Here is a 14,899-nt window from a genome sequence, read left to right as displayed (position 1 = left end):
ATGTAAAAGCGCATGGCGTCGTTCAGTCTTCATCGGGGCCACTGTGAGAGTTCCGCGTTATGGCGTTTCAATTTTGGGCGATCCTACGCGTCTACAATGCGTCGCGCGCTTTCGATCTCGCGACGATCGCGGCCGTCTCCATCCTCTCCCTTTGTCCTTCGGCTTCGCGCATCGCTCGCGCGGAGACGATGAAGTCTTCGCTCGCTCGGGCCTATCTCGGCAATCCCGACCTGAACCAGCAGCGGGCCAATGTAAGCGCCCGCAACGAGGACGTCGCGAAAGCGGCGGGCGGCGGCATGCGGCCGAAGCTGAACGCGTCGATCAATGGCGGTCCGCAGCTCAATCGCCTCCGTCAGCCCGCCGGCCGCAACAGCAGCAATGAGCGGGTCTACAGCACGGAACATGTCATCGGAGAACCCCGCGCCGCTTCATTCGGGCTGACGCAGACGTTGTTCGACGGCTGGCGGACCGATAATTCGATCCGGCAGGCCGAGGCGAATGTCTTCGCGGCTCGTGAAACCACGCGCATCACAGAACAGGCGACGCTACTGAACGGCGCGACCGCCTATATGAATGTCTTGCGCGACACCGCCGTCGTGTCGCTGCGAAAAAGCAACATCGCCGTTCTGGAGGAGCAATTGCGCGTGACGCGCGACCGCGCCGAGCTCGGCGATACGACATTGACCGACGTTGCGCAGGCGCTGGCCGCGCTCGCGCATGCGCGAACGGAATCCTACGCAGCGCAAGCGGCGCTCGACGCGAGCGCCGCGAGCTTCCGGCAGATCATCGGCGTCGAGCCCGGTCGCCTCGATCCTGCGCCGCCGATCGAGGAGCTCCTGCCCAAGACAGTGGAGGAGGCCACGGCGATCGCGCTCGTCGAGCATCCCGGCGTCGTCGCCGCCATGAGGCAGGTCGATGCCGCGGATTATGCGGTGAAGGTCGACGAGGGCGCGCTGCTGCCGACGCTTTCCGCGAGCCTTCAAGTCAATCAACAATATGATTCGTTCTTCGGCATCCCCGGCGCACGGCAATTCACCGCGCAGGCGAGCGGCGCGCTCAACATCCCGATCTATCAGGGCGGCGTCGAATATGCGTCGATCCGCCAGGCGAAGGCCCAATTGCGCCAGGCGCGCTTCAATGCTGATGTTCAGCGCGATGCCGTTCGCGCCGGGGTCGTCACGAGCTTCGGCCAACTCCGCAACGCGAAGGCGTCCGTCGCCTCTGGCCGCGTCGCCGTGAAGGCAGCCGAAGCGGCGCTGAAGGGCGTGCACGACGAGGCCCGGTTCGGCCAGCGAACGACGCTCGACGTGCTCAATGCGCAGCAGACGGTGCTCAACGCGCGGGTCGATCTGGTCACGGCGCAGCGGGACCGCGTCGTCGCCGGCTATGCTATCCTCGGCGCGATCGGCAGTCTCTGCGCCGAGCGGCTGAATCTCGACGCGAATATCTACGACCCGACGGCGAACCTCGAGGAAACCAAGGGCAAATGGATCGGGCTCGACACCCCATAAGGGCGGTAGCAGCCACGGCACGCCGCCGCGCCCGACGGTTCCATACAATCCGCCCGCCGTGCGCGGCGGCGCCCGGTGGCGAAAGCGTGCTATCGTTTGCAAATCGGGCACAAACTGGGCGTAGCAGCGCTGTGCCGAGATCGGTTTGGGGGAGAATGGCTGCGGCGCGCCGACTACATCCGCGCGGACGCTCTGGGGCGCGAGCTGCGCCTGCCGAAGGTCGCGACGATCACGCGCCCGCGAAGGTCGCGATCCGCTCTTGGCCATGACGCTCGGCGTGATCGAGCGCGAAAGCGAGAGACGCCAACGTCTTCCCGCCGCCGGTCGGCACGGTGAGCGTGAAGAGGCCGCGCTCCATCTCCGCCCGTTTACGCACATGGGCGAAAATTTCCGCGCGCAGGGCGTACACTGTGGTGTCGCTCGCGCTAGCGGGCATTGCCGCCATATGCGCGGTCGACGCTGGGGCCTCCCTCGAGCCGTTTCTGGTTTCGAGATGGAGTTAGGTGGATTGATAATTTAAATTATTATATCAACGATATAAGTGTTCGCATCTTTGTCCTGTCCGGCGCGCTAGTCGCGACGGCGACCGGTTCACCCGATCCCGAAAACCCGCTCGAACAGCCAATAGGCGCCGACGCAAGCGATGACGCCAGAGCCGGCGCGCACAAGGCGTGGGTCGCGCAGCCCATGGGTGAAAATCCGGTCGATCGCCAGGAGCAGCGGCAGCACCACCAGCACCACGCCGATCTGCCCGGCCTCGACGCCGAGATTGAAGCTCGCCAGCGCCGGCACGAGGGCGCGCTGCGGCACGCCGATCTCGATGAGGCCGCTCGCAAAGCCGAATCCGTGGATGAAGCCGAAGACGAAAGTGTCGCGCCAGCGGCCTTCGACCTTGCAGGTGAAGAAATTCTCGACCGCGACATAGATGATCGACAGCGCGATCGCGACCTCCACCCAGCGGCTCGGTAGATCGACGAGGCCGAGCGCCGCCAGCGACAGGGTCACAGAATGCGACACGGTGAAGGCGGTCACCAGCTTCACCACCGGCCAGACGCGCGTCGCCCATAGCATCACTGCTATCAGAAAGCACAAATGATCGTAACCGGTCATGATATGCTCGACGCCGGCCGCGAAAAACTTCGGCGCGAGCTGCCAGGGCGTCAGCAGCGGCTTGGAGAGATCGACCATCGCGTCGCCGGGGAAGATCATCACCTCGCCCGGAGCCGGCTCCAGGCCCTGGAGCTGCGCCTCGGTCAGTCGCTCTCCCGCGTCGCGTTCGCCGACGCCGACGAGATGTTTGGCGCGCTTTCCTTGCGCCTCGAGCAGCTTGTAGGGGTTGTAGAAGATCTGCTCGGAAACGGCGCTGCAATTCATGCGCAGCACGACTTTCGAGTCGCGCGGATTGGCCGGGTCGGCGCCCACCGAGACGACCTCGCTCGGGCAGGTCTCTCCGGCTGCGTTCTGCAGCGCGACGCGGCTCTGAATGAATTTGCCGATCATCGCCTCGATCATGCCCGGCTCGGTGAGATCGACATCGGCCTGGTTCGGCTTATTCTCGGCGAACATGCGCTCGATGTCGGCGCCGAGAAAGCCGACATCGACGCGATAGCGGCCGTCTCCTTCGGGAACGATGCGGCTGCTGGAAATATCGGCCGTGTGGGCCTTCGCCACGCCCGCGCCGCCGACGCCCAACAGAATGACGATGAGCAGAGCGATGGGCGAAAGCGCCATTCCTGTCGACTCCCTTGACGCCTCGCGACAAGGCGGCGTATGCACGAAATCTAGATAGTGCATATCATGCCAGCCTTGACAAGGTCGGCGGTCCCGAGGGCGGTCGGGCGCCGCACCGCACAATCGCGAGTGGAGCGCGCGCCTTGCTCGCGCTCGAGAGGCCGCTTAGCATCGACGGATGCACGACAAACGGAAACCATGATCCTTCCCGCCGCGGCTCCCGCAAGCAATCGAGATCGAACCGTCGTTTTTCGCAGGGCGGCTGCGCGCATGAGCGCGTATCTCTTACTGGGCTCGGCGATAGGTCTGTCGATCGGCGGCGCGCCCTGCGCATTTGCGCGCGGGAGCGGCTCGGAGACGGCCCCGACCGATCGCCTGTCGCATTTCGAGACGCCTTCGGCGCTCGGGCTGCTCGGTCCGTCGCAGGAGCCGCCGCAGCGGGCGGAGCGGCCCATTCTGCTGGCTCATGCGATCGTCGTGCGGACCTCCCCGGCGCAGGACGGCGTCGCCGCCGGCAGTATCGGCAAGGTCGATGTCTGGTACGACGCCGGCATAAGGGACGCCTTCGCCGCTCTGGCGGTGATCAGCGCTTCCGGCGAGCGTGTCGACAAGCGTGATGCGGCGATCGACCGAGCCGACCCTGCCCATGTCTCGGTGAGCGTCAATCCGCTCGGCCCCGGCAAATATACGGTTCGCTATCGCGCTTTGTCGGCCGATGGACATCTCGTCAGCGGCGCTTGGGATTTCGAGGTCCGACCCTGAGAGGCGCGAAGGCGAGCGACGAGCGGCCGTCTTCGCGCGACGAGAAAAAGCCGCTCGACCAAGGGGAAAGGACAAATCGGCGATGAGCCCCAACGGCCGGATGAATCTAATGTTGTTCCTCGTCGTCGTCGTGATCGCCGCCGGCAATGTCGCCGCCTTTTCTTACTCTCTGTGGGGGCCCTCCTTCAGTCTTTATTGGAATGATTTTCTCGACGCGCATTTCTATCGGCCGGCCGTCAAGGCGGGCGACCGCACAATCGCGAATTGCCTCAAGGTGAGCGACTTTTATTCGGCGCGGCTGACGACCTATTTCCTCGCAGACTCGGATAAGAGCGCCGGCGGGCCGACCAATGATCTCAGCAAATATGACGAATATTGCGACCGGGTTCCGGGAACCGGGAAGGTGATTTTCTCCGTCACGCTGATGGAGAAAGACGTGAGGAGCCAATCCGTCGGTCTGTCATTCTACAAGACCGACGCCAAAGGCGCGCTCGAGCTCTTGACCGCCGTGCCCTCCAAGCCACGTCCGGCCGGCTTCGTGACCTTGGAGTCCTCGGTCGACCACAAGGGCAAATATGTCCTCAAGCTCGCTTTCGGCGAAGGCAAGAGCGAGGAGGATATGATCGAAATGCCGATTTCCGTCGGCCAGTGACGAAATCTGGAGCGAATTCTGATCGATCGAACGATTCCTTTCGATCGGAAAGCGCTCTGAGCGTCATATCGTCGGGCGACGCGCGCGGCGTTTGTGGCGCCATCGCAGGAAGCCGGTCACATAGAGGAGCAGGGGCGCAAGCCCCGTCAGCAGAACCAGCGCGCGGCCGAGCGCGCCGAATGCCTCGCCGCAATGCAGCGGGAACAGCCATTCGAGAAGCGTCTCGCCCGCGGTGAACACCTCCCGGTCCTGCGCCTGCAGCACACGGCCGCTGTAGCGATCGACGCCGACATTGCGGAATGTCTTGGTGCGGTTGGGCTCGTTCTGTGACTGCTTGCCGACGACATAGACGCCATCCTCGCCGCTCGGCAGAAGAATCCAATGCAGCCGCCCCGTGGGAAAGACTTTGTCCGCGCTGGCGACGGCCGCGTCGAGGCCGATCGGCTCCTGGCCGGGAATGGGCGTCGATTTTCCATAATCCGGCTCTGGACGCACGGAGGAGATCAGGGCCGCCAGCGAATGCGTCGTCGGTTTGAAGATCATCGCGATTCCGGTGGCGAGCATCACCAGCAGAGGAATCGCGAAATAAACGCCGACGCTCCGATGCGCGTCATAGGCGATCCTCTCCGGGCTCGCGCCCCATTTGATCTTCAAGCCCAGCCGCCAATCGCTATTGCGCGGCCGCCAGAGATAAAGCCCCATCGGAATCGAGAAGAAAACCAGAACGCCGATGGCGCCGACCAGATAGGCCTTGTTCGCGCCGAGCAGCAGCGTCCAGTGAAACGCCATGACGATCTGGACGAGGGGCTGCGAAAACACATCGTCGCCATGCGAATATAAGCGGCTTCCGATGACCTTCGCCGTATAGGGGTCGATGAACAGCTGGTGGAAATAACTGTCGAGATCGTCGGTCTCGACCATATAGCTGACGATCGCGGCTGCTCGGGCATGACGCGGCGACGTGATGCGCTCCGGCCTGCCTTCCGCCGGCATCTCCGCGGTCGCCGCCGCGAAAATCTCGTCGAGCGGGCGCAAGGACGGCCGAGCCGGCGTTTCCACGCGCATGAGCGGGGCGTTCAGCCATTCGTCTATGTCTTCGCGAAAGGCGAGCATGCTGCCGCTGAGGCCGACAAGCGCGACGATCGCGCCCGCGAAGAGGCCGATGATACGATGGGTCGCCAGAAATATTTTGCGGCCCAGCTCGTTCCGACCCATTATGGGCGCCTCCGATCGAAAGCTCGCCTCGACCACTCGGAGCGTCGCGGGAGCTCGAAATATCTCGGCTCGGCTTCGCTCGCGCCGCGTGGCCGATCGATGGGAGCGTGTTCCCGCGGCAGTGTCAATGGACGCTCGACGGCTCAGCGGTGAGAGCGCGATTTTGCGCGTCGGGAGGTTTTTGTGATTCGACGTTAATGTGTAATATCGATTTATTGAGACGCCGGCTGCGATGCCGCGCGTCGATGGGGCGATCGTCGCTGCGCTGTTCCGTCGCATCTAGGCTTATTGTATCTCTCTTGGACAGGCATAGGCTCGCCAAAATTGAAAAAAGCACGGCGGAGGACCGTATGGGGAGCGCCCAGGAAAGCAAGGAAACCGTAAGGCTGGTGGCGGTCGTCGCGATCGTCGCAGTCGTTTCGCTCGCCGTCGCAGTCGGTCTCAGAATGTGGAAATAGCGCGCCGCTCACGCGTGGTGGATCACGCGATTATATCGGGCGTGAGCTGGTCTTCCAGAAAAGCGATGCGATCGCGCAGCAGCAATTTTCGCTTTTTCAGCCGTTGAATTTGCAGCTGGTCCACGGCGCCGACCGCGAGAAGGGCGTCGATCGCATCCTCGATATCCCGATGCTCGAGCCTCAGGCGCTCTACTTCGATCCGGAGAGAGTTGCGTTCGACTTCGTTGAGCTCATCGACCATTCGACAACCTGCCCGAGCGCCGCGGCGCGGCGAGTCGTGACGCGTGATTATCGCCTCGCGTCATGTTCATCTTCAAGTCCAAATACGGATAGGGCGGCGTGTCCACGCGAATTTTCCCGCTTCTCTCAGTCGACGGCGACCGCTTTGTCCAGCTCCAAACAGGCCGCGGGGTCGACGCGCTCGAGCCGGAAGACGCGGTTTTGGCGCGTGAGCTCGAGATAGGTGGATTTCTTCTTCTGGTCCGGACCGCGCCAGCCGCTGACGCCCTCGTCCATGTAGAGCGTGAGCGAAGCGCCGTCCTCGGCGAGGTCGATGGGGAAATCGCCGCCTTCCTCGGCCGAGCCGCCGAGGCCGCCGCGGGCCATGCATTGCGCCGCGGCGTCCTCGTGGAACGATTGAATGAGGCGGACGCCGCGGACGTCGCGATTGGCCTCCTCGCTCCAGGCGCAGCCGCCGACGACATAGAAGGGCTTGGCGTGGCCCTTCTGGCGAAACTCGACGCGTAGCTCGCGCGCGTCCTCGGGCGTGAAGGGTAGCTCGCGACGAAGCGATATCCGCACCGAGACGGTGGTCTGGCCGGGATGCTCGCGAAGATGCGCTTCGTCATAGCGGCGGAAGAAGCAGGCCCCGCTCGGCGGGGTTTTCTCGATCAGCAGATTCTTGGCGGCGGCGGCGCTCGAGAGAGCGAGAAACAGCAAGGCGCAGATCGAGCGGCTCATCTTCCAAATGTCATCCCCCGGCAGGCGCCGGCGCATAGGCTTCGCGCATGGAGGCGATCTGCGCGATCTTGTCGTCGAGCGCGCTCCAATCGTCGAGTTCGGCGATTTGCGCCCAGATCGATTCGACCTCTTCGATCAGCATAGTGCAGGGGATGGGGCGACGGAAATAGGGATGGTCGAGATTGGCCGCGGGCGACGTCTCATGCGCGGCCAGCGCCTCGCGCAGTCCGGCGAATTCCGGCGCATCATAGAGCGTGGCCTCCGGGCTCGCGGCGGCGCGCTCGCGGCTCGCCAGACCACCGCGCCAATCGAAAAAGGTCTGCTCGAAGGGCGCCTGCGTCTTGCCGAGAAATTCGAGCAGTCCCTTGGCGAGCGCGGCGTCCTGCTCGGGATCGTCCGCCGGCAGCAGGCCGAAACGGTCGAGCAGCGCGAGCTGGAACTCGCGTTGAATGACGCTCTGATAGCCGCCGAGAATCTGTTCCGCCCGCTGGAGCCCGACCTGCGGCAAAATGGTCTCCGCGAGCCGGGTGAGGTTCCAGCCGAGCGCGCCGGGCTGACGGCCGAAGGCGTAGAGCCCGCTGTCGTCGAAATAGGCCGCCGTGAACTGCGGATCATAGCGCGGCGCGAATCGCCATGGCCCATAATCGAAGCTCTCGCCGGTGATGTTGATATTGTCCGAATTGAGCACGCCATGGACGAAGCCGGCAGCCATATAGCGCGCTCCGAGCCGCGCCACCCGCGCCACGACTCGCTCCAGAAAGGCGCCGGCGCGGCTTTCCGCCGGCTCGTCGGCGAGCTCGGGGAAATAATGGGCGACGCAATAATCGATGAGCCGCCCGAGCGCGGGCTGATCGTCGAGATGGGCGAGGCGCTGGAATGTGCCGATGCGGATGTGAGAATGGGAGAGTCGCGCCAGCACGCTGGAGCGCGTCGGCGAGGGCTCGTCGCCGCGATAGAGCGGCTCGCCGGTCTCGATCAGGCTGAAGCTCTTGGATGTGTCGACGCCGAGCGCCTCCAGCATCTCCGTGGCGAGAATCTCGCGCACGCCGCCTTTGAGCGTGAGCTTTCCGTCTCCCTGGCGCGACCAGGGCGTGCGGCCCGACCCCTTTGTGCCGAGATCGAGCAGCCGGCCATCCCCCGCGTCGCGGAGCTGGGCGAACAGAAAGCCGCGGCCGTCGCCGATGTCCGGATTGTATGTGCGGAATTGGTGGCCGTGGTAGCGCAGCGCCAGCGGCTTGGAAAAGCCGCCGGGCAGGGGCTCGAAACGCCCGAAATGGCCGATCCATTCCGTCTCGGTCAGCGTATCGAGGCCGACGCGCTCGGCCCAGCGCTGGTTGCGATAGCGCAAGATGTGCTCGGGGAAGCGGGCGGGCTCGACGAGGTCGAAAAAGCCGTCGCCGAGCGAGGCGTGGAGCGTTTCAGCGCGATAGCGCGGGGAAGGGGGCATGGGGCGTCTTCGCTTTCGCGTTGGGAAATAATGCGTCGGGCCAAACCGCGAAGCAAGCCGGGCGCCCGCAGGGGCCGCAAGGGCTCGGGACACAAAAAAAGGCGGAGAAGTGCTCTCCGCCTCGACGCTAGACCTCGATTGGGCTGTCAGTGCAGGCTGACGCCTTGCCGCAGCTTGTTGATCTCGTCCTTGAGCTGAAGCTTTTTGCGCTTCAGCTCGTGGAGCTTCGAATCGTCTTGTCGGCGGTGGTGATGCTCCTGCTCGATCTCTTTCTTGAGCGCCTGATGGCGGCGTTCGAGCTCGACGAGATGGGTCTGTAGCGACATACGGCGCCTCCTTTGGTTGATGACAGAAGGACGACGTCAGTGTGACACGAATTCGAAGGCCGGCAAGAGGCGAAGAGGTCGCGGGAATGTGAATTATTTCGCCGAAAAGCTCTGTTCGTGGAAGGGAATCTTAAAATTTCCTTGCTGTGGCCGGCGTCTCGGCGCAGGCGTGGAAAGGTTTCGAACGGCGCTTGCGCCTCGGCCCGACAGCCATTATACGGGCTGCACTCGCGTCGGACCGAAGCATCCGGTCGGCGCCGGGGGCGCGTAGCTCAGCGGGAGAGCACTACGTTGACATCGTAGGGGTCACAGGTTCAATCCCTGTCGCGCCCACCATTCCGAGCCACTGGTTTCCTGGCAGGACAGTCTCGGCGGTCGCCGAACGGCGACGTATGGTGCGGATTTCGTCGATACGATCCCGCTCCCGCTTGCCACTCTCAAAATATCCGACCGCGACGAGAAACGGAGCCCGGTCCCGAAAAACCTGCTCGTTGTTCGATGCTGGCCTCTTTTCGAGGGAAGTCGCCGATTGCAATCGACATCGATATCGGGTCCAATAGAAAGGATTGGAACGCCGAGGAAACCAACATGTCCGAAGCCGAAGACAAAGCGCTCGTCGCACAGATACTTTCTTCCTATCTTTCAAATAATACTGTTGCTCCTGTCGATCTTCCTTCTGTTATCGCGGCCGTGAAAAAAGCCTTCGGCGGCGGCGATGTCGAGTCGACGAACGCCGCGGATGGCGAGGTCAAACAGTGGCGGCCTGCGGTTCCGGTGAAAAAATCCGTAAACGCGGACGCGATTACTTGCCTTTGTTGCGGAGAGCCGTTCAAATCCTTGAAGCGCCATTTGCAGGCCGAGCACAAGCTGACGCCGGACGAATATCGCGCGGGCTTCGAGCTGAAGAGCGACTATCCGATCGTCGCGCCCAATTACGCCGCGCAGCGTTCGGCCCTGGCGAAGTCGCTTGGCCTCGGTCGCAAGCCGGCGGCGAAGCTCGTCCCTGCGCCGAAGAAGCGCGGCGCGCCGGCGAAGAGAGTGGCTGCGGACGCCTGACGCGCTTCGTCGGCGCCCTCGTGGCTCGCGGCGCCATAGCGCGGGCTTGCTCTGCGCTCTATGCCGGCGGCGCGACTCATTCGACATGATAGTTTTCGAAGGAGCCGGCGCCGGAATAGGGGGAATAGGCGTATCGGCCGTATTTCCGCGCTTTCGCCTCGATCACCAGATTGAACACGGCGCCCGCGATCTTCCCACGCTCCGGCAGACGCTCGATCGCATGCGCGACAGCCTCGCGCGGGGTCGCCGCCCAGCGAATGACGAGAACCGTTCTGTCGACGAGCCCGGCGACGATGAGCGGATCGAGGACGGGGCCGATCGGCGGCGTGTCGATGACGACGAGGTCGAACTGGCGGCGTAGCGCGGCCACGAGCGCCTTCATCTTCTCGGATGCGAGCAGATCGCTCGAATTCTGTATTTCAGCGCCGGCTGGAAGCACCCATATTCCGCGTTTGTCGTCGAAGAAGATCGTCGCGCTCGGCTGGGCGGAGCCGATGAGGAGATCGACGAGGCCTGGCTTTTCGCCGGCCGAGAAAATCCGCGACGCGGCCCGATGGCGAAGATCGGCGTCCACGAGAAGCGTGCGTAAGCCCGATTGCGCGGCCGAGGCCGCGAGCGCCGAGGCGATTGTCGTCGTCCCTTCTCCGGGGACGGTCGAAGTGAGCTGAATCAGCTTCGGCGGATCGTCGACATCGCTCATCGCGATCGCGCTGCGCAGCGCGCGGAACGCTTCGCCGGCGCGCGACAAAGGTTTGGCGCGCAAATAATCTGCGAGGATCGGCGCGACGCCGCCGTTCGCGCCGCCGTGCGATTTCATTTCCGATATCGAGGCCAGAAGGGGAAGCGCGAGCTTCGCTTCGATTTGCGCGAGCGTCGTGAACCCTTTGTCCGCCAATTCGCTGGCGTAGGCGGCGCCGACGCCGGCGATCACGCCGAGCGCGAGCGCGATCAGCATGGTCTGCGCATTGTCTGGCCAGATCGGAGCGCTCGGAGCGAGCGCGGCCGATATGATCCTCGCGACGCGCGGCTCGAAGGTGGATTGCTCTTGGACCAATCGCGCGCGGCGCAGCATGTTTTCGAGAAGCTTTCTGTCGGTCGCGGCGGCGCGCTCCAGCTCGCCTCGCATGATCGCCGCCGATTTGCCGCGATCGTCGGTCGCGGTGATATCGCGCAGCGTCGTCTCCGCGGCTTCTCGGCTTCCCTCGGCGAGCTCGAACGCATGGCGGACGCCGACCGAGAGCCGGCGAACCTCCGTTGCGATGGCGCGATCGACGTCTGCGATCTGCGCGCGAAGCGCGACGACGGAAGGGTGGCCGTCGGTGTAGCGGGATCGAAGCTCCGCCTCCTGTCGGGACAATTGCGCCGCGCGTCGGCGCAGCTCGTCGATCGCTCCGCCGACGCCAGGGAGCTCGGCGGCGTTCCCGCCACGACCCTCGATCCGTTGCAGCAGCTCGAGGCGCGCTTTTCGCTCGGCCGCCTCCGCCCGCACGCCCGCCACGCGTCGAGCGAGACTCGCGCTCTGCTCGGGATCGATTTTCATGCCCTCCGCCCGCGCCGAAGCGCCGGTCGCGGCGAGAAAAAGCGCCAGCGCCTCCTCGGAGTTGTGCGACTGCCGCCGCAGCGCGACGAGCCGATCGGCGAGCCAGGCGGAGGCGCGTCTCGCCGCCTCGAGCCGCGCGTCGAGCTTGTCGACGACATAGGCGTCGGCGATGGCGTCGGCGAGCCGCGCCGCTTTTGCCGGATCCATGGACGTCACCGCGATCTGGATCACACGCGAGTTGCGCAGCAGAGTGACGGCGAGCGCATTCTTCAGGCGTTCGATCGTCGCGGCGATCGTTGCGGCGCCGAGCTCCGGATCGTCGATCAGCTTTTCTCTCTCGACGACGCGCCGTAGCAGCGCGGCCGATTTGATGACGGCGATCTCGCTCTTCATCATGCGCTTGCCGATCGGGGCCGGCGTCAGTGTCGCATCGGCGCCGATCGCGCGTTCCTGTCGAATTTCGATCAGCAATTGCGTGGAGGCCGAATAGAGAGGCGTCGCCGTTGCGATGAAGAGGGCTCCGGCCACGAGGGTAAGCATCGTCGCGCCGACGAGCGGCGGCCAGCGCCTCCGGGCGAATTGCGCCGCAGAGCGAAAACTGCCGCTGCGCGCTTCGAGCCAGGCGGACGCCCTCTCGGATCGCCGGAGCATTGCTCTAGACGCGGTCAGTTGCGGCCCGTGAACAACATGCGGCGACTGTCGCCTTCGAGCACGAGGGCTGTGAGGACGGAGGTCGCGAATGCGCCCGTATCGATATTGATGCGATTGGGCAGGACTTCGGGCTCGGAGACGGGCGTATGGCCATGCACGATCAACTTTTCCCAGTTTCCACGGAAGTTCAGGAACTCCTCCCGAATCCAGAGCAGATCCTCGGCCTTCTGGTCACGGAGAGGCACACCCGGCTTCACCCCCGCGTGACAGAAGAAATAGTCGCCATAGCTCGCCGTCAGCGGCGTTTCGACGACGAATTGCCGGTGGTGATCGGGGAAGCGCGCGACCAGCGCGCGCCGCGCTTCTTCATAGCCTTTGCCGCGCATGACGGAAGAAACGTCCACACCATAGGAATGGAGCGTCTCCACCCCTCCGAACTTGCGCCAGCCGTCGAGAACCGAGTCGTCATCGAGGAAGCGCAGCAATATTTCTTCGTGATTGCCGCGCAGCGCATGAAAGGGCGTCGGAAAATCGCCGCGGCTCAGCCATTCGACGACGGTCGAAGATTGCAGGCCGCGATCGACATAATCGCCGAGGAAGATCGTCAGCGTCTCCGTCGGCGCCGAGGCGAGCTCGTCTTCGATCTGGCGCGCGAGCGCGTCCAGGAGGTCGGCGCGCCCATGGATGTCGCCGATCGCATAGATGCGCAGATTCGGTGGAAGGACTGTCGGGAATCCTATTTGCAAAGTCTGAAATTGCGCAAATCGTGAAATCGTCATCTCGCCGACCCGATCCGGTCCGTCGCGCCCGGCGGGCCGCCGCGACAGCTGACGCCGATACTAGGACATATCGTCGACCGACGAAATCGTGAGGGGCCGCGATTATCGCGCTTTTGTCCTCGATCGATCGAGAATCGCCGCATTGTTGACATATCGCTGCGGCTATGCTCAAGATAAAGAGCGCTCAATTTGGCCATTAATACCTTGTTTGCACTGGGAAATTTCCAATATGAGGGTGGCGTCGCCGGCATCGAGGGATAGGACGGCGTTCCGTCTCCAGCTGGCGGATCTCTGCTGGGCGACGGCTGCGCCCTTCATCGCTCTCGCGCTGCGCGACCCCGCGCTTCTCGATTCGAGCGAGTTCTCTCAGGACATACCCGCTCCCTATCGCTACGCCTTCCTTTCGATCTCATGCTCGCTGTTGATCTTGTGGAGCTTTCGGCTGAGCGACCGCATGGGGCAGTTTTTTTCGCTTCGCGACGCCGTCGATGTTTGCGGCGCGTCGGCCTGCGCGGTCGCGTCGAGCAGCGTCATTCTCTTCACGCTCACGCGGCTGGAGGGCGTGCCGCGTTCGACGCCCGTGATCTATGGCCTCGTTCTGAGCGCGGGCCTGATCGCGATCAGGGCGGCGACGCGGCTGCACCATAGGGACGTCTGGCGCAAAGAGCTCGAGACCGATGTCGCGGACCCCGCGGTCGCCTTGCGACGCGTGATCCTGATCGGCGTGGACCGTTTCGCTTCGGTCGCGATCAAACTGACCGATTATCAACGGCCGCGGACGACGCAGGTCGTCGCAGCCCTCGACGCGCGGCCGTCTTTCGTCGGTCGAAAGGTCGGCGGCGTTTCGATCGTCGGCCTTCCGCAGGACATTGGGGCCGTGCTCGACGAATATGCCGAGCACGGCGTCGAGATCGGCGAGGTCTGGATCGCCGATGACAAAGAGGCCTTGCCCGCCGAGCTGCTCGTGGAGGTCGCCGCGCAATGCGACGCCCGCGGCCGGGATTGCATCAAAATTTCGGAGGCGCTCAATCTCGCGCCGCGGCAGGCGCCGCCCGATATGCGGCTCGGCGCGGCGCCGGAGGGGCCTTTCGACGCGCCGGACTATTTCAACTCCAAGCGGGTGATCGATCTTTTGTTCACGAGCCTGCTGCTCGTCCTCGCCCTGCCGGCGGGGCTGGTCGTCGCTTGCGCCATTCTGATCGATGTCGGCGCGCCGATCGTTTTCTGGCAGCAGCGGGTCGGGCGCAATGGCGAGAGATTCTTCGTCTATAAATTCCGCACGTTTCGTCCGCCCTTCGATCGCTACGGCCGCCGCCTGCCGCGAGAGCGGCGCCTGTCGAGGATCGGCCGCGCGATCCGAGCCGTGCGGCTCGACGAGATTCCGCAGCTCTACAATGTGATTATCGGCCATATGTCGCTCATCGGGCCGCGCCCTTTGCTGCCGGTCGATCAGCCGGCGGACCCGCGGCGGCGGCTCAGCGTGCGGCCGGGCGTCACCGGATGGGCGCAGATCAAGGGCGGAACGCTGGTTTCGCCCGAGGAGAAGAACGCGCTCGACGTCTGGTATATCCGGCACGCCTCCTGGCGGCTGGATCTGGCGATCGCCTTTGGCACGCTCTCCGTCGCTCTCACCGGCGAAAAATTGAACCGGGCGGCTGTCGATCACGCGACCCGCTGGTATCGGCGCGAGTTCGAAGGCGCGGCGGCGGCGCGCGGCCGGGTGGAGCGTCAGGAGGCCGCGAGCGTCCGGTCACATGCGCGGCCGAAGCCTCCCGCATTCGCGCCGGGGCGACCGATTTGACGCCGCCCGT

At 64.3% G+C, this 14,899-nt stretch carries 14 protein-coding genes and 1 tRNA gene; 6 read left to right on the top strand and 9 right to left on the bottom strand.

Features of this window, described 5'->3' with window-relative positions; genetic code table 11:
- The first annotated feature begins 59 nt into the window (after positions 1-59).
- Positions 60-1,511: a TolC family outer membrane protein gene (locus IY145_RS20555; protein ID WP_196409907.1), complete on the top strand. Its 1,452-nt coding sequence runs from the start codon at positions 60-62 to the stop codon at positions 1,509-1,511.
- A gap of 229 nt (positions 1,512-1,740) precedes the next feature.
- On the opposite strand, the gene IY145_RS20550 is transcribed toward IY145_RS20555, so the two are convergent.
- Together IY145_RS20550 and IY145_RS20545 are read right to left on the bottom strand one after the other, a co-directional pair.
- Positions 1,741-1,947 (bottom strand): hypothetical protein, encoded by a 207-nt coding sequence (locus IY145_RS20550; protein WP_196410699.1) that lies wholly within the window; start codon positions 1,945-1,947, stop codon positions 1,741-1,743.
- Positions 1,948-2,102: 155 nt separating this feature from the next.
- Positions 2,103-3,242 carry a HupE/UreJ family protein gene (locus tag IY145_RS20545; RefSeq protein WP_196409906.1) on the bottom strand — a complete coding sequence of 380 codons (1,140 nt, stop codon included), beginning with the start codon at positions 3,240-3,242 and terminating at the stop codon, positions 2,103-2,105.
- Between the two features lie 270 nt (positions 3,243-3,512).
- On the opposite strand from IY145_RS20545, the gene IY145_RS20540 reads away from it, so the two are divergent.
- Positions 3,513-4,004: a copper resistance protein CopC gene (locus IY145_RS20540; RefSeq protein WP_246722129.1), complete on the top strand. Its 492-nt coding sequence runs from the start codon at positions 3,513-3,515 to the stop codon at positions 4,002-4,004.
- A 109-nt stretch (positions 4,005-4,113) separates the two neighbouring features.
- Positions 4,114-4,656 (top strand): hypothetical protein, encoded by a 543-nt coding sequence (locus IY145_RS20535; RefSeq protein ID WP_246722128.1) that lies wholly within the window; start codon positions 4,114-4,116, stop codon positions 4,654-4,656.
- A 63-nt stretch (positions 4,657-4,719) separates the two neighbouring features.
- Here IY145_RS20535 and IY145_RS20530 read toward each other — a convergent pair whose 3' ends face one another.
- The 5 genes from IY145_RS20530 to IY145_RS20510 all read right to left on the bottom strand — a co-directional run bounded on the left by IY145_RS20530 (position 4,720) and on the right by IY145_RS20510 (position 9,062).
- Positions 4,720-5,871 (bottom strand): PepSY domain-containing protein, encoded by a 1,152-nt coding sequence (locus tag IY145_RS20530; RefSeq protein WP_196409904.1) that lies wholly within the window; start codon positions 5,869-5,871, stop codon positions 4,720-4,722.
- Between the two features lie 480 nt (positions 5,872-6,351).
- A complete protein-coding gene (locus IY145_RS20525) occupies positions 6,352-6,570 on the bottom strand; it encodes a YdcH family protein (protein ID WP_196409903.1) in 219 nt (72 codons plus the stop codon).
- Positions 6,571-6,695: 125 nt separating this feature from the next.
- Complete coding sequence (locus IY145_RS20520) at positions 6,696-7,289, bottom strand: hypothetical protein (RefSeq protein ID WP_196409902.1); 594 nt, start codon at positions 7,287-7,289, stop codon at positions 6,696-6,698.
- A 10-nt stretch (positions 7,290-7,299) separates the two neighbouring features.
- Positions 7,300-8,736 (bottom strand): protein adenylyltransferase SelO, encoded by a 1,437-nt coding sequence (locus IY145_RS20515; protein WP_196409901.1) that lies wholly within the window; start codon positions 8,734-8,736, stop codon positions 7,300-7,302.
- Between the two features lie 146 nt (positions 8,737-8,882).
- Positions 8,883-9,062 (bottom strand): YdcH family protein, encoded by a 180-nt coding sequence (locus tag IY145_RS20510; RefSeq protein WP_196409900.1) that lies wholly within the window; start codon positions 9,060-9,062, stop codon positions 8,883-8,885.
- A 261-nt stretch (positions 9,063-9,323) separates the two neighbouring features.
- Between IY145_RS20510 and IY145_RS20505 the strand changes: the two genes are divergently transcribed.
- Positions 9,324-9,398, top strand: a tRNA-Val gene (locus IY145_RS20505).
- A 252-nt stretch (positions 9,399-9,650) separates the two neighbouring features.
- The gene (locus tag IY145_RS20500; RefSeq protein ID WP_196409899.1) at positions 9,651-10,118 is read left to right on the top strand and encodes a MucR family transcriptional regulator; all 468 of its coding nucleotides are present in this window, start codon (positions 9,651-9,653) and stop codon (positions 10,116-10,118) included.
- Positions 10,119-10,194: 76 nt separating this feature from the next.
- Here IY145_RS20500 and IY145_RS26340 read toward each other — a convergent pair whose 3' ends face one another.
- Positions 10,195-12,186, bottom strand: a complete 1,992-nt coding sequence (locus IY145_RS26340; RefSeq protein ID WP_196409898.1) for a polysaccharide biosynthesis tyrosine autokinase — start codon at positions 12,184-12,186, stop codon at positions 10,195-10,197.
- Positions 12,187-12,323: 137 nt separating this feature from the next.
- Positions 12,324-13,088 (bottom strand): metallophosphoesterase family protein, encoded by a 765-nt coding sequence (locus tag IY145_RS20490; protein ID WP_196409897.1) that lies wholly within the window; start codon positions 13,086-13,088, stop codon positions 12,324-12,326.
- 229 nt (positions 13,089-13,317) lie between these two features.
- Here IY145_RS20490 and IY145_RS20485 point away from each other — a divergent pair, with 229 nt between their 5' ends.
- Complete coding sequence (locus tag IY145_RS20485; protein WP_196409896.1) at positions 13,318-14,889, top strand: sugar transferase; 1,572 nt, start codon at positions 13,318-13,320, stop codon at positions 14,887-14,889.
- The last annotated feature ends 10 nt before the right edge of the window (positions 14,890-14,899 follow it).

The organism is Methylosinus sp. H3A (assembly GCF_015709455.1).
In the GTDB taxonomy this organism is placed as follows: Bacteria; Pseudomonadota; Alphaproteobacteria; order Rhizobiales; family Beijerinckiaceae; genus Methylosinus.
Note: the sequence above shows the minus strand (reverse complement) of the source record. Positions and strands in the feature narration are given on the sequence as shown.

Coding starts and splice junctions, on each gene's coding strand:
- IY145_RS20535 (WP_246722128.1), top strand. CDS start 4,114: ATGTTGTTCCTCGTCGTCGTCGTGATCGCCGCCGGCAATGTCGCCGCC.
- IY145_RS20530 (WP_196409904.1), bottom strand. CDS start 5,871: ATGGGTCGGAACGAGCTGGGCCGCAAAATATTTCTGGCGACCCATCGT.
- IY145_RS20485 (WP_196409896.1), top strand. CDS start 13,318: ATGAGGGTGGCGTCGCCGGCATCGAGGGATAGGACGGCGTTCCGTCTC.
- IY145_RS20550 (WP_196410699.1), bottom strand. CDS start 1,947: ATGCCCGCTAGCGCGAGCGACACCACAGTGTACGCCCTGCGCGCGGAA.
- IY145_RS20555 (WP_196409907.1), top strand. CDS start 60: ATGGCGTTTCAATTTTGGGCGATCCTACGCGTCTACAATGCGTCGCGC.
- IY145_RS20490 (WP_196409897.1), bottom strand. CDS start 13,088: ATGACGATTTCACGATTTGCGCAATTTCAGACTTTGCAAATAGGATTC.
- IY145_RS20540 (WP_246722129.1), top strand. CDS start 3,513: ATGAGCGCGTATCTCTTACTGGGCTCGGCGATAGGTCTGTCGATCGGC.
- IY145_RS20525 (WP_196409903.1), bottom strand. CDS start 6,570: ATGGTCGATGAGCTCAACGAAGTCGAACGCAACTCTCTCCGGATCGAA.
- IY145_RS20520 (WP_196409902.1), bottom strand. CDS start 7,289: ATGAGCCGCTCGATCTGCGCCTTGCTGTTTCTCGCTCTCTCGAGCGCC.
- IY145_RS20545 (WP_196409906.1), bottom strand. CDS start 3,242: ATGGCGCTTTCGCCCATCGCTCTGCTCATCGTCATTCTGTTGGGCGTC.
- IY145_RS20510 (WP_196409900.1), bottom strand. CDS start 9,062: ATGTCGCTACAGACCCATCTCGTCGAGCTCGAACGCCGCCATCAGGCG.
- IY145_RS20515 (WP_196409901.1), bottom strand. CDS start 8,736: ATGCCCCCTTCCCCGCGCTATCGCGCTGAAACGCTCCACGCCTCGCTC.
- IY145_RS20500 (WP_196409899.1), top strand. CDS start 9,651: ATGTCCGAAGCCGAAGACAAAGCGCTCGTCGCACAGATACTTTCTTCC.